This window comes from Lactobacillus sp. LL6, assembly GCF_007570935.1.
Classification (GTDB): Bacteria; Bacillota; Bacilli; order Lactobacillales; family Lactobacillaceae; genus Lactobacillus.
Genome location: NZ_VLLR01000001.1, coordinates 444,344 through 458,925 on the forward strand (window position 1 = coordinate 444,344; position 14,582 = coordinate 458,925).

Consider the following 14,582-nt stretch of genomic DNA (forward strand, 5'->3'; position numbering starts at 1 on the left):
AGAGCAGATATTATTTTTATAGAAAGAGGAATCCATTTGGCTAAAACAAGCACCACTCCTATGATGGAGCAATATTATAAGATTAAAGAACAATATCCCGATGCCTTTCTTTTTTATCGTGTTGGGGATTTTTATGAATTGTTTGAAGAAGATGCTGTCAAAGGTGCCCAAATTCTTGAATTAACCTTGACCCACCGTTCTAATAAAACTGCCAATCCTGTTCCTATGGCAGGTGTGCCACATATGGCAGTCGATAGCTATGTGAATACCTTGGTAGAAAAGGGACACAAAGTTGCAATTTGTGAGCAATTAGAAGATCCAAAAGAAGCTAAAGGTATGGTTAAGCGTGGAATCATTCAATTAGTTACTCCGGGAACAATGATGAATGAGGGACCACAAGATGCCAAAGAGTCTAACTATTTAACTTCAGTAGTTACTACGAAAAGTGGCTTTGGTTTAGCTTACAGCGATTTATCTACTGGTGAAGTATATGCTACACACTTAAAAGATTTTGCTGCAGTCACTAATGAACTTTTATCTTTAAGAACTCGTGAAGTTGTCTATAATGGTCCATTAACTGAAAAAGATCGTGACTTTATGAAGAAGGCAAATATTACTGTGTCTCAGCCAACTGAACTTGAAGGAGAACATGCAGAAGTTTCATATGTAGAACAAAATTTAACGAATAAGTCAGAACGTTTAGCTACAGAACAACTTGTTGGTTATTTATTATCTACTCAAAAACGAAGCTTAGCTCACTTACAAATTGCTAAAAGCTATGAAGTTAGCCAATACTTACAAATGTCTCACACTGTCCAAAATAATTTGGAGCTTATTTCTTCTGCTAAAACTGGAAAGAAGATGGGGTCTTTATTTTGGGTTTTAGACAAAACTCATACAGCAATGGGTGGACGCCTTCTTAAGCAGTGGTTAGCACGTCCTTTATTATCAATAGAAGAAATTAACCATCGTCAACAGCTTGTACAGGCACTTTTTGATAATTATTTTACTCGTGAAAATGTAATTGATGCTTTAAAGGGTGTCTATGATTTGGAGCGATTAACTGGACGAATTGCCTTTGGAAATGTTAATGCAAGAGAGCTTTTACAATTATCACGTTCACTTAATGCAGTTCCTGTAATTTTAGATGCTTTAGAACAATCAGATGATGCTTCTTTGAAGAATTTTGCTAGTGAAATTGATCCATTACAAGGAGTAGCTGAACTTATTTCTACTACTATTGTAAAGGACCCACCAATTCTTACAACAGAAGGAGGCCTTATTCAAGAAGGGGTAGATAGTCAACTAGACCGCTACCGTGATGCTATGAATAATGGTAAAAAGTGGCTTGCTGAGATGGAAATGGAAGAGCGTCAAAAAACGGGTATTGATAATCTTAAAGTTGGTTATAATAAAGTTTTTGGTTATTATCTTCAAGTTTCAAATGGTAATAAGAAAAAAGTGCCACTTGACCGCTATACTCGTAAACAGACCCTAACTAATGCTGAACGCTATATTACTCCCGAACTTAAAGAACATGAAAACTTAATTATGGAAGCTCAAACTCGTTCAACTAGTTTGGAATATGATTTATTTGTTAAATTACGTGAAGAAGTTAAAAAATATATTCCTGCTCTCCAAAAACTTGGAAATCAACTAGCTGCTCTTGATGTTTATTGTGGATTTGCGACAGTAGCTGAAGAAAATAATTATTGTTGTCCTAATTTCCATACTGATAATCAGGATATTAATGTTATTCAAGGACGGCACCCAGTTGTTGAAAAAGTGATGACCGCAGGCAGCTATATCCCCAACAATGTTGAAATGGGGGATGGAACTAATATTTATTTGATTACTGGTCCTAACATGTCTGGTAAAAGTACCTATATGCGGCAAATGGCCTTGATTGCAATCATGGCACAAGTAGGGAGTTTTGTTCCAGCTGATAGTGCTGATTTACCAATTTTTGATCAAATTTTCACTAGAATTGGAGCTGCTGATGATTTAATTTCAGGACAGAGTACTTTTATGGTAGAAATGAGCGAGGCAAATGATGCTTTGCAATATGCTACTAAGCGCAGTCTTGTATTATTTGATGAAATTGGTCGAGGAACTGCAACTTATGATGGTATGGCGCTTGCTGGAGCAATTGTAAAGTATTTACATGATAAAGTAGGAGCTAAAGCTCTATTTGCAACGCACTATCATGAATTAACTGATTTAGAGAATAACTTAACACATCTTAAAAATATCCATGTTGGTGCAACTGAAGAAAATGGAAAGTTGATTTTCTTGCATAAAATTTTACCTGGGCCTGCTGATCAAAGTTATGGTATTCATGTTGCCCAACTTGCAGGCTTGCCTCATGGGGTATTAAGAGAAGCTACTAAATTATTAAAGCGACTTGAAGCTCAAGGCAGTGAACTTGCTCCAAGTAGTCAGCAATTAGACTTGTTTAATGAAGCATCTGCACAAACAGTAGAGTCTGAAGAAGAGGGAGAAGTAGTTTCTAATGCAGAAAAAGATGTATTAGATGAAATTTCAAATTTATATTTAGCGGATAAAACGCCCCTTGAAATTATGCAAATGGTTGCCGATTGGCAACGAGAATTAAAGGATAATGATTAATAATGGCAAAGATTCATGAATTATCTGAAAATTTAGCTAATCAAATTGCTGCTGGTGAAGTTATAGAGCGACCTGCAAGTGTGGTAAAAGAACTTATTGAAAATTCAATTGATGCTGGCAGTACTAGGGTTAGGATTGATTTTATAGATGCTGGTCTTAAACAAATTACAGTTCAAGATAATGGGTCTGGGATTGAACGTGACCAAATAGATTTGGCTTTTACTCGACATGCAACAAGTAAAATTAATACTGAGCGAGATTTGTTTAATGTTGCTACTTTAGGGTTTAGAGGAGAAGCTTTAGCTTCAATTTCAGCAGTTAGTCATGTTGAAATTTTAACAAGTAGTGGGAGTGAGGTTGGCACAAGAGCAAAGTTTTCTGGTGGAATTAAAGATAGTCAAGAAGATGCTGCTGCTAGAAAAGGAACTCAAATTACAGTTCAAGATTTGTTTTATAATACTCCTGCAAGGTTAAAATATTTGCGCAGTCCACGAACTGAAATTATGAAAATCGTTGATATTGTTAACCGAATTGCCTTAGGATATCCTCAAATTGCAATTACGCTGACAAATTCTGGTAAAGTTTTGTTAAGAACTCCAGGTAACAAAAATTTACAACAAACAATTGCTAACGTGTATGGTCGCCATATTGCTGAAAAAATGGTGCCTTTTAAAAAGAAAGATCGTGATTTTGAAATTAGTGGTTTGCTTTCTAAACCTGATTTAACGCGATCCACACGTAATTTTATTTCCATATTGCTTAATGGTCGTTATATTAAAAATTATCAATTAGCAGCTTCAGTAATGGATGGCTACGGAGCAAAATTAACAACTCGCCACTATCCCATTGCAATTGTTAATATTAAAGTTGATCCGCTCTTAGTTGATGTTAATGTTCATCCAACTAAACAAGAGGTTCGTCTTTCAAAAGAAAAAGAGCTAAGTCGTTTAATTACTTCAGCTATTAGCACAACATTTATTCAAAAAGTTGAGGAAACTAATGCATTTGATAATGTAACAATTAATCGTAAGAATACTTTAGTTGATCAGCTTAAGTTTAATCTCAATAAAAATGTTGTAAATACTAAACGTAAAAGTGAAGTTCACGAAAATAGACCAACTAAAATTATCAAGCGAACACCACGTTATGTAGATTTAAATCAAGTTAGAGAAGATAGTCGCTATATTTTAACTAAAACTTGGAATGAGAATGTTCAAAAACAAACCCAGCTTACTCCATTTCCTGAAGAAAAAAATACTGAAATTATATCTGATGGCGATGAAATTTTAAATAATAACTTACCTCAATTAAATTATATTGGGCAAAATCAATCCTATATGATTGCTGATAACGACGGAGACTTATATCTTGTTGATCAACTAGCTGCAAGACGCAGATTAATGTATGATAAGCTCCGTAAGCAGATAGATTCTGATAAAAAAATTCAGCAAACTTTATTGACGCCAATAATCTTAGAATTTAGCAATTTTGATTTTTTGCAAATTAAAGCTAAAGCTTCTGAATTAAATAAAATTGGAATTGCTCTGGAAGATTTTGGTCAAGATAGTTTTATCGTTAGATCTTATCCAACCTGGATTAGTGGTGATATCGAAAAAAGTATACGTAAAATTTTAGATAATTACTTAAATTATGCTAAAGGTGATTTCACTAAGTTTTTAAATCAAATTGCACTTTTAGAAAGCAAAAAGCAGGTCAAGACCAGAAAAAAGATTTCAGATGCAGAAGCTAGAAGAATTTTAAGTTCTCTTAGAACAGTTTCAGAACCATATCATGATGAAGAAGGAAATTTGGTAATTGTTAAAATGCCTGCACGCGATTTAGAAAAGATGTTTAAAAAGGATAAATAATTATGTATGAATATTTAGAAGGTGTAATAACTTTAATTATGCCAAATTACATTGTTATAGATGTAAATGGCGTAGGTTATAAAGTATATAGTCCAACTCCTTTTGCTTATGAGCAAGGACAAAAGGCAAAAGTATATATTGAGCAAAAATTTAGTGATAATACAGGTCTCACTTTGTATGGTTTTGAAAGTGAAGATGCCAAAGGTTTATTTTTAAATTTGCTAAGTGTTAGTGGGATTGGTCCTAAGTCTGCTTTGGCAATCATGGCAGCAGAAGATAGTCAGTCTTTAGCGGAAGCAATTGAACAAGGTGAAGTTAAATATTTAACGCGTTTTCCTGGAGTTGGAAAAAAGACTGCTTCCCAAATTGTGCTTGATTTAAAGGGTAAATTAGGTGATTATGTTCAGCGCCTTGATCAAGTACACGATAAGGAAGTTTCACCGGCATTAAATGATGCACTTTTAGCTTTGGTTGCATTAGGTTATACACAAAAAGAAGTAAATAAAATTACTCCTAAGCTAGAAGAATTTGATGCAACAACTGCAGATGAATATATTAAATATGGTCTCTCATTATTACTAAAAAAATAAATCTGCTACAATAAAAAGGATTGATTAAATAGATTTAAGGAAGTGAAAAAATTGGCAACTAAAGATGATTCTGTAGTTTCCGGAGAAGTAGAAGGCACTAACGAAGAAGCTATGGAACTATCGCTTCGTCCTCAGAGACTTAGTCAGTATTTAGGGCAAAAGCGTGTTAAAAATGAGATGTCTATTTATATTAAGGCAGCTCTTAAACGAGATGAAGCGCTTGACCATGTTTTGCTTTATGGACCACCTGGTCTTGGTAAAACTACTTTGGCCTTTGTAATCGCTAATGAACTTGGAGTAAATTTAAAAAGCACAAGTGGACCGGCTATTGAAAAGGCAGGAGATTTAGTAGCTCTTTTGTCAGATTTAGATCCAGGCGATGTATTATTTATTGATGAAATTCATCGTTTAGCAAAACCAGTTGAAGAAATTCTTTATTCTGCAATGGAAGATTATTATATTGATATTGTGATTGGTGAAGGGCAAACTACTCATGCAGTTCATGTTCCATTGCCACCCTTTACTTTAATTGGTGCAACTACACTTGCAGGGCAATTATCAGCTCCATTGAGAGATCGATTTGGAATTGTTGAACATATGCAATACTATACTGTTGATGAACTTGAAAAAATTGTTCAACGTTCAAGCGATGTCTTTAATACGCATATTGCCCCAGAAGCAGCTCATGAATTAGCTCGTCGTTCTAGAGGAACTCCTAGAGTAGCTAATCGACTTTTGAAACGTGTGCGTGATTTTGCCCAAGTAAAAGATGAAGATACCATCTCTTTATCAACCACTAATCATGCACTAAAACAACTACAAGTTGATGATGAGGGACTGGATTTAACTGATCGTAAAATTTTGAAAACTATGATTGATGGTTATAATGGAGGCCCAGTCGGAATCAGGACTTTAGCAGCAAATATTGGTGAGGATGTCGAAACAATTGAGTCTTTATATGAACCATATTTGCTTCAACATGGCTTTATTTTATTAACTCCTCGTGGAAGAATGGTAACTGAAAAAGCATATGCTCAGTTAAATTTGCCAATTCCTCATGAAGATTAATGAAAAAACAACTATATTTTTGTATAATTATATTAATGTACATTTTAAATAGAAAATTTTGATGAGGTGGAAATATTGAATACTTTATTTTTAGCAGCTAATGGTGGTATGCAAAGCAACAATGTAATGATGATTATTTTGTTTATAATTTTAATTGGATTCACTTACTTTGGTATGATTCGTCCACAAAAAAAGCAACAACAAAAGCGTATGGAAATGATGGACCAATTAAAAAAGGGTGACCGTGTAGTCTTAGTAGACGGATTACATGCAAAAATTGATTCCATTAATTCTAAGGATCAAACTGTAGTTGTTGATGCAGATGGTATTTACCTAACTTTTAGCAGAATGGCTGTTAGACAAATTATTCCGTCAAGTGAAGCTACGGAAGAAAAAACAGTAGTTGATACTGCTAAAGACGTAGAAAATAAACCTGAAGAAAAGTCTGAAAAATCAGAAAACCCTGTTTCCGATAAAAATAAAGATACAGATAATTCAAAAGAATAGAAAAAAGTGTTCAAATGAACACTTTTTTATTTTTTCTAAGTGAGTGCTTGTTGTAAAATGAATTTAGTATAAGTTCAGAAGTAGAAAAGGGGAATTTAAATGAAAAATATTCCAGTAGTTATGGTTATTTTTGGTGGCAGTGGTGACTTAGCTCACCGTAAACTATATCCAGCTTTGTACAATCTTTATGAACAAGGACTCATTCATGACAATTTTGCAGTTATTGGAACCGCACGTAGACCATGGTCACATGAATATTTACGCAGTCAAGTTAGCGATGCAATTCATGAAACTCATAATAATGTTGATGAAAATGAAGTAAAGAATTTTGCTAGTCATTTCTATTATCAATCTCATGATGTTACTAATGTAGAACATTATGAAACTTTGAAAAAATTAGCTCAAGATCTCGATGAGCACTATAATGCTCAAGGTAATCGTCTCTTTTACATGGCAATGGCTCCAAGATTCTTTGGTACAATTGCAACTCATATTAATGATCAACATTTAACAGGAAGCGGTTTTAATCGAATTGTTGTTGAAAAACCATTTGGACGTGATTTAGCATCAGCTGAAGAATTAAATAAACAAATTACTGCTTCATTTAAAGAAGATGATATTTTTAGAATCGACCATTATCTTGGTAAAGAAATGATTCAAAATATCATTCCGCTTCGTTTTAGTAACTGGATTTTTAAAAACTCTTGGAATAAAGAAAACATTAAGAACATTCAAGTAACGCTTGCTGAACGTTTAGGAGTTGAAGCACGGGGTGGCTATTACGAAACTTCTGGCGCGTTGCGTGATATGGTTCAAAATCATATTTTTCAAATTATAACTCTTTTAGCTATGCCAGAGCCTGAAAGTTTAAAAGATAACGATATTCATAAAGCTAAGCAAAAATTATTAGATAGCTTAATAATCCCAAATACTGAAGAAATCAAGAATCACTTTGTTCGTGGTCAATATGCCGGTAGTGATACAACTTTTGCTTATAAAAATGAGCCAAATGTTGATGAAAATTCTACTACTGAGACTTTTGCTGCAGGGCTTGTTAAGTTTAAGAAGGGACCAGTTGCTGGAGTTCCTATCTACTTTAGAACAGGTAAAGAATTTAAGGAAAAGAAAAACCGAATTGATATTGTCTTTAAAAATTGTCATAGTTTGTATGGTAAAGTTAAGCATGATGTATTGACAATTGAGTTTGATCCAACTAGTTCTATTACTTTAACTATTAATGGTAAAAAGATTATTGGTGAAGGATTAAGACAAGAAGATTTAACTTATGCTTTTTCTAAAGAAGAAATGGCACAAGTACCAGATGGTTATGAAAGACTTCTTCATGATGTATTTATCAATGATTCAACTAACTTTACTCATTGGGGAGAACTTAAGCGCTATTGGGAATATATCGATGCAATAGAAGAAGCTTGGCAAAAAGAAAATGAGAATGGTCAAGCAGAACTAGTACAATATGCGCCATATAGAATGGGACCTAAAGAATCAAATAACGTCTTTGAATCGCCTACTGAACATTGGATTTATGAATAGTTCTGAAAACTTATTACCTAAACAAGACATCCATCGTCGGATTATTCATCTAGACATGGATGCCTTTTACGCTTCAGTGGAAATGCGAGATAACCCTAATTTAAAGACTAAGGCATTAGTAGTAGCACATGATCCGCGAAAATATAATGGTCATGGTGTAATTACAACAGCTAATTATATTGCACGTCGTTATGGAGTAGGAAGCGCAATGCCAGCAATTGAAGCTGTAAGAAAAATTCCACCGGATAAATTAGTATTTGTAGAACCAAATTTCAAAAAATATCGGGCAGTTTCACAGCAAGTTCATGAAATTATGCATGAAGTAACTGACATTGTGGAGCCTATCTCATTAGATGAAGCTTATTTAGATGTTACTAAAAATAAACTTGGTAGTTACACGGCACTTGAGTTAGGAAATTATATGCAAGCCGAGATATATAAAAGAACCGGTCTAACATCTTCTTTTGGTGCAACTTATAATAAATTTTTGGCTAAAATGGCTTCTGAATATGCTAAGCCATTTGGAAAAACTATTATTCTGCCTGAAGAAGCAATAGATTTTTTGGCTAGACAAGATATTAAAAAGTTTCCTGGTGTTGGAAAAAAGACACAAAATTCATTGCGAGAATTAGGAATTAACACAGGTAAAGATTTACAAAATAAAAGTGTAGAATTTTTAATAAAAAAGTTTAAAAAATGGGGCTATTCTTTAGCGATGCACTCTCGTGGAATTGATTTGAGTCCAGTTGAAGGTGATAGAACTAGGAAATCTATTGGAAAAGAAAGAACTTTTGAACCAAGTATTTTTGATCAGCAACAAGCTTTGACCAATTTGAGAAAATATAGCAGTGAAGTTAGTGATATTCTTATAGAGAAAAATTTATCTGCTAAGTGTATAGTTCTAAAAATACGAGATAGTGATTTTCATACCATTACTCGAAGAAGAATGTTAAAAAAAGCCACAAGTAATGAAAAAATAATTTTTCAAGAAGTACGGGATTTATTTTTAACATTGCCAGAATTTTTGAACAAAGGAATTCGTTTACTAGGGGTTTCTACAACTAACTTAGAGCAGACTCATTATGCGGAAGTTGATTTGTTTGATACACTTTAAGGACGTTTTTCTGGTAAACTAGATAGTGATTATTAAAAACGAGGAGAAATTAATATGAGTTCATTTGATGATATTTATGAAAAAATCTTACAATATCCTACTATTATTTTGCACCGTCATACTAGTCCAGACCCAGATGCAATTGGTTCACAAGCTGGGCTTGCTCGCAGTTTAAGTGAAAAGTTCCCAGAAAAGAGAATTCTATGTGCTGGGGAAAATGATGAAGGTGATTTAGCATGGATCAACCATATGGATGAAGTCAATGCTGAGGATTATAAGGGAGCTTTAGTTATTACTACTGATACAGCTAATACCCCAAGAATTTCTAATAAGCTTTATGATCAAGGGGATTTCTTGATTAAAATTGACCACCATCCAGATGTAGACCCATATGCAGATATGAGTTATGTTGATCCAGATGCTCCAGCTGCTTGTCAAATCATTGTTGATTTTATCAATGCCGAAAACTTACCTATGAATAAAGAAATTGCTTATCCACTTTATGCTGGTATTGTTGGCGACACTGGTCGTTTTATGTATCCAGAAACTTCTGCCCATACTTTTGAAGTAGCAGCTCAACTTGCAAAAACTGGTATTGATATTACTGAAATTGCTCGTAATATTAGTGACGTAACTTTTGCTCAAGCTAAACTTCAAGCAGCTGTTCTTGATTATATGACAGTTGATCCAAGCGGCGCTGCCTATGCAGTACTTACTCAAGATGAACTTAAGAAGTTAGGAGTTAACTTTGAACAAACTTCAGTAACTGTTTCAACTCCTGGCAGAATTAAGGATATTATTGCTTGGAATGTCTTTGTTGAAAAGCCAGATGGTACTTATCGTGTTCACTATCGTTCAAAGGGTCCTGTAATTAATCATTTAGCAGAAAAGCACGATGGTGGAGGTCATGCATTAGCAAGTGGTGCTAATGCCAAGGACATGGATGAAGTTAAGCAAATTTTTGCTGAATTAGTTGATGTAACAAAGAGATACAAAGAAGAAAATGAATAATACTTTTACCGATTCAAGAATTAGACCAGAACTTCAGACAGCTCTGGAAAAAATTAATTTTAAAAAGCCAACTAAAGTTCAAGAAAAAGTTATTCCAACTCTTTTATCTGATGTCAATGTAGTTGTTCAAGCTGCAACTGGCTCAGGTAAAACTCATGCATACTTAGTACCTGTTTTAAATAAAATAGATGAAAATTCTGATTATGTTCAAGCTATTATCACAGCTCCAAGTCGAGAATTAGCTGATCAGCTTTATAAAGTTGCTAGACAATTAAGGGATGCATCTGGGCTTGATATTTCAATTGCGCATTTAGCTGGAGGAACTGATCGTGAGCGTCAACTTGAAAAAATGGCTAATAAAAAACCGCAATTAATTATTGCGACGCCAGGACGTTTGCTTGATTTTGTACAAAAGAAAATTTTTGCAGTAGATCAAGTTAAAGTTTTTGTGATTGATGAAGCTGATATGACTCTTGATATGGGATTTTTAGCAGATATTGATCAAGTAGCAAATAAATTACCTAAAAATGTCTTATTTGCTGCATTTTCTGCAACTATTCCAGTTAAGCTCTCCAATTTCTTACGTAAATATATGGCCCATCCTGATGAAATTGTAATTGATAATCCAGCTGTTATTGCACCTACTATAAAAAATGACTTATTAGATGTAGGTTCTAAAAATAAAAAGGCAATTTTATATAAACTTTTGACAATGGGTCAGCCATATTTGGCACTAGTTTTTGCTAATACTAAGCAAAAAGTTGATGAAATCACTAAATATTTACAAGATCAAGGAATGAAAGTTGCTAAAATTCATGGTGGAATCACAGAACGTGAGCGTAAACGTACTATTAGACAAGTAGAACAAGGGCAATTCCAATATGTTGTAGCAAGTGATTTAGCAGCACGCGGTCTTGATATTGATGGAGTTAGTTTGGTTATTAACTATGAAGTTCCAAGAGATTTAGAATTTGTAATTCATAGAATTGGACGTACTGGTCGAAATGGTTTATCTGGACATGCGATTACTTTAATTCGTGAAGAAGAAATGAATCGAATTGCTGATCTTGAAAAGATGGGGGTTCATTTTGATTTTGTTGAAATTAAAAATGGCGAATTAGTACCGCGTAAGCATTATCGAAGACGTGATAATCGTGAAGCTAAAAATAGAAAGCTTGATACTAAGCTTGTAGGTTTGGTGAAAAAGCAAAAACGTAAGCGTAAGCCAGGCTACAAAAAGAAAATTAAGCGTGCAATCCAAGAAGATAATCGTCAAAAACGCAAACTTGAACAACGTCATGAAATTCGAAAGGCTAAGCGCCAAAGAAAGCGTAAGCGCGAACAAGGACGTTGACAAAGCTTCAACTTGTAGTATAATTTTTCTCAGCTTAAGATATATTTTTTAAATAGTTATTTCAAAGAGAGGACTGCTTGGTGAAAAAGTCTAATAACGTTTAAAAAATGCTCCTTTAAGTTTTGAATTGAAGATAATAAAGAGGTAACAAGCACTGTTGCAAACAAGGTGGTACCGCGCTTTGGGCGTCCTTGCATTAAGCAACGGTGTTTTTTATTTTTTGTAAATGGGAGATAAAAATTCATGAAGAAACTAAATAGTTCAGAGTTTCGCCAAATGTTCTTAGATTTCTTTAAGGACCATGGCCACATGATTATGCCAAGTGCATCACTTATTCCACAAGACGATCCAACTCTTCTTTGGATCAACTCAGGGGTTGCTACAATGAAGAAGTATTTTGATGGTTCAGTAGTTCCTAAGAATCATAGAATTACTTCTTCACAAAAGTCAATCAGAACTAATGATATTGAAAACGTTGGTAAAACTGCTCGTCACCAAACTTTCTTTGAAATGCTTGGTAACTTTTCAGTAGGAGACTACTTTAGAGAACAAGCAATTCCTTGGGCATGGGAATTTTTGACAAGTCCTGAATGGCTTGATCTTGATAAGGAAAAACTTTACTGTACTGTTTATCCAAAAGACAAAGATTCAAAAGAAGTTTGGATTAAAGCAGGGATGCCAAAAGATCATATTGTTGAATTAGAAGATAACTTCTGGGATATTGGTGAGGGTCCATGTGGTCCGGATACAGAAATTTTTTATGACCGTGGTCAAGAAAATAATGATGTTGCCGAAGATGACCCAGAAAACTTTCCAGGTGGTGAAAATGCTCGCTATCTTGAAATTTGGAATATTGTATTCTCACAATATAACCACTTGCCAAATGGCCAATATGTAGACCAGCCACACAAGAATATCGATACTGGTATGGGGCTTGAACGTGTGCTTTCAATTTTACAAGATGCACCAACAAACTTTGAAACTGACCTTTTCTTACCAATCATTCATGCAACTGAAGAAATGACTGATGGAAAGAAATATGGTGAAAATAAAGAAGATACAACTGCCTTCAAGATTATTGCAGATCACGTTCGTGCAGTAAGTTTTGCTATTGCAGATGGTGCTCTTCCATCAAACTCAGGACGTGGCTATGTTTTGCGTCGTTTAATCCGTCGTGCTGATCTTAATGGTCAACGTTTAGGAATTAAGGGTGCCTTTCTTTACAAATTAGTTCCAGTTGTTGGTAAAATTATGCAAAGTCACTATCCAGAAATTGTTGATCAACAAGGATTCATTGCAAATGTTATCCAAAATGAAGAAGAAAGATTTGGTGCAACTCTTGACAGCGGTTTAACTTTGCTTGATGATTTAATTGAAAAGGCTAAAAAATCTGAAGATAAGACTATTTCAGGTAAAGATGCATTTAAGTTATTCGATACTTATGGATTTCCATATGAATTAACATTTGAATCAGCTCAAGATGAAGGCTTAAATGTTGATAAAGATGGCTTTGACGCAGAAATGCAAGCTCAAAAAGATCGTGCTAGAAAAGCTCGTGGTGATCTTCAATCAATGGGTAAGCAAGATGAAACTTTGATGAATTTAAAGGATAAGTCAGAGTTTGAATATGGTGTTTATGAAGAACCCCATGCAAAACTTATTGATATTATTGTTGATGATAAGCTTGTTGATAAAGCAGAAGGTGAACAAGCAACTTTAGTATTTGATAAGACACCATTTTATGCTGAACGTGGTGGTCAAGTTGCTGATCATGGTGATATCTATAATAAAGATGGTGAGTTAGTAGCTAAAGTTACTGATGTACAACATGCACCAAATGATCAAAACTTACACTTTGTAGATGTAATTTTGCCACTTGAAAAAGGTACAGAATACATTCTTAAGATTGATCGTGAACGTCGTGAAGGTCTTCGTCACTCACACACTGCAACTCACCTTTTACATTCAGCACTTCGCCAAGTTTTAGGTGAACATACTCACCAAGCAGGTAGTTTAGTAGAACCTGATTACTTGAGATTTGACTTTACTGCAATGGACCCAATGACTCCACGTGAACTTAAGTCAGTCGAAGAACTTGTTAACCAAAAGATTTGGGAAGCAATTCAAGTTAAGACTACTATTACTGATCCAGAAACTGGTCGTAAAATGGGAGCATTAGCACTATTCAACGGTAAATACGGTGATAAAGTTCGTGTTGTTCAAATTTCTGACTTTTCAACTGAGTTTTGTGGCGGTACTCACTGTGATAACACTAGTCAAATCGGTATTTTCAAGATTACTTCAGAATCTGCTATCGGTGCTGGTATGCGTAGAATTGAAGCAGTAACTTCAAAGAAGGCATATGAATATTTAGCAAATCGCTCAAACTTACTTGATAATATTCAAGAAGAAGTTAAGGCAACTAAACCAGAAAATATCATTGATAAGATTGATTCACTTGAAACTGATTTACATGATAGTCAAAAACAAGTTGAAGAATTAAACAAGACTATTAACCAAGCTAAGTCAAAAGATTTGTTTAATAACATTAAACAAGCAGGTGATTTAACTGTTATTGCAGAAATTGCTGATGTTGATGGTATGAAAGACTTGCGTGAACTTGCTGATAGCTGGAAGAGTCAAAATAAGTCAGATATTTTAGTTCTTGCCGCAGAAAATGACGGTAAAGCAAATATGATTATTAGCTTGAATGACAAGGCATTAGATAAAGGCCTTAAAGCTGGTAACTTAATTAAGACTGCTGCTCCAATCTTTGGTGGTGGCGGTGGTGGTCGTCCTAATATGGCTCAAGCTGGTGGTAAGAAACCAGAGGGCTTGAAGGATGCCATTGATGTAGTACTTGATGAAATTTCAAAGAATTAATTAATTGA

General features: G+C 34.4%; 10 protein-coding genes. All 10 read left to right on the plus strand.

The genetic code is table 11. From position 1 onward, the window contains the following. The first annotated feature begins 60 nt into the window (after positions 1-60). A complete protein-coding gene (gene mutS, locus FOD82_RS02300) occupies positions 61-2,628 on the plus strand; it encodes a DNA mismatch repair protein MutS (RefSeq protein ID WP_144356006.1) in 2,568 nt (855 codons plus the stop codon). Positions 2,629-2,630: 2 nt separating this feature from the next. Continuing rightward, on the plus strand, positions 2,631-4,496 hold the full coding sequence (gene mutL / locus FOD82_RS02305) for a DNA mismatch repair endonuclease MutL (protein WP_144354887.1): 1,866 nt from the start codon (positions 2,631-2,633) through the stop codon (positions 4,494-4,496). A 2-nt stretch (positions 4,497-4,498) separates the two neighbouring features. Continuing rightward, positions 4,499-5,086, plus strand: a complete 588-nt coding sequence (gene ruvA, locus FOD82_RS02310; RefSeq protein WP_144354888.1) for a Holliday junction branch migration protein RuvA — start codon at positions 4,499-4,501, stop codon at positions 5,084-5,086. A gap of 51 nt (positions 5,087-5,137) precedes the next feature. After that, positions 5,138-6,154: a Holliday junction branch migration DNA helicase RuvB gene (ruvB, locus tag FOD82_RS02315; RefSeq protein WP_144354889.1), complete on the plus strand. Its 1,017-nt coding sequence runs from the start codon at positions 5,138-5,140 to the stop codon at positions 6,152-6,154. Between the two features lie 75 nt (positions 6,155-6,229). Further along, entirely contained in the window at positions 6,230-6,661 is a 432-nt protein-coding gene (yajC, locus tag FOD82_RS02320) for a preprotein translocase subunit YajC (protein ID WP_186277703.1), read from the plus strand. A gap of 99 nt (positions 6,662-6,760) precedes the next feature. After that, positions 6,761-8,212, plus strand: coding sequence for a glucose-6-phosphate dehydrogenase (gene zwf, locus FOD82_RS02325; protein ID WP_144354891.1), 1,452 nt, complete (start codon positions 6,761-6,763; stop codon positions 8,210-8,212). Next, positions 8,205-9,326, plus strand: a complete 1,122-nt coding sequence (gene dinB / locus FOD82_RS02330; RefSeq protein ID WP_144354892.1) for a DNA polymerase IV — start codon at positions 8,205-8,207, stop codon at positions 9,324-9,326. Before zwf ends, dinB begins: the two co-directional genes overlap by 8 nt. Positions 9,327-9,380: 54 nt before the next feature. Then, on the plus strand, positions 9,381-10,337 hold the full coding sequence (locus FOD82_RS02335) for a bifunctional oligoribonuclease/PAP phosphatase NrnA (protein WP_144354893.1): 957 nt from the start codon (positions 9,381-9,383) through the stop codon (positions 10,335-10,337). Continuing rightward, positions 10,330-11,691 carry a DEAD/DEAH box helicase gene (locus FOD82_RS02340; protein ID WP_144354894.1) on the plus strand — a complete coding sequence of 454 codons (1,362 nt, stop codon included), beginning with the start codon at positions 10,330-10,332 and terminating at the stop codon, positions 11,689-11,691. The genes FOD82_RS02335 and FOD82_RS02340 overlap by 8 nt, the downstream gene beginning before the upstream one ends. Positions 11,692-11,934: 243 nt before the next feature. Then, complete coding sequence (gene alaS / locus FOD82_RS02345) at positions 11,935-14,574, plus strand: alanine--tRNA ligase (protein ID WP_144354895.1); 2,640 nt, start codon at positions 11,935-11,937, stop codon at positions 14,572-14,574. Positions 14,575-14,582: the final 8 nt, after the last annotated feature.

What these genes read in the sequence shown, in the direction of transcription:
- mutS (WP_144356006.1), top strand. Translation starts at nt 61, where the DNA reads ATGATGGAGCAATATTATAAGATTAAAGAACAATATCCCGATGCCTTT.
- mutL (WP_144354887.1), top strand. Translation starts at nt 2,631, where the DNA reads ATGGCAAAGATTCATGAATTATCTGAAAATTTAGCTAATCAAATTGCT.
- ruvA (WP_144354888.1), top strand. Translation starts at nt 4,499, where the DNA reads ATGTATGAATATTTAGAAGGTGTAATAACTTTAATTATGCCAAATTAC.
- zwf (WP_144354891.1), top strand. Translation starts at nt 6,761, where the DNA reads ATGAAAAATATTCCAGTAGTTATGGTTATTTTTGGTGGCAGTGGTGAC.
- dinB (WP_144354892.1), top strand. Translation starts at nt 8,205, where the DNA reads ATGAATAGTTCTGAAAACTTATTACCTAAACAAGACATCCATCGTCGG.
- FOD82_RS02335 (WP_144354893.1), top strand. Translation starts at nt 9,381, where the DNA reads ATGAGTTCATTTGATGATATTTATGAAAAAATCTTACAATATCCTACT.
- FOD82_RS02340 (WP_144354894.1), top strand. Translation starts at nt 10,330, where the DNA reads ATGAATAATACTTTTACCGATTCAAGAATTAGACCAGAACTTCAGACA.
- alaS (WP_144354895.1), top strand. Translation starts at nt 11,935, where the DNA reads ATGAAGAAACTAAATAGTTCAGAGTTTCGCCAAATGTTCTTAGATTTC.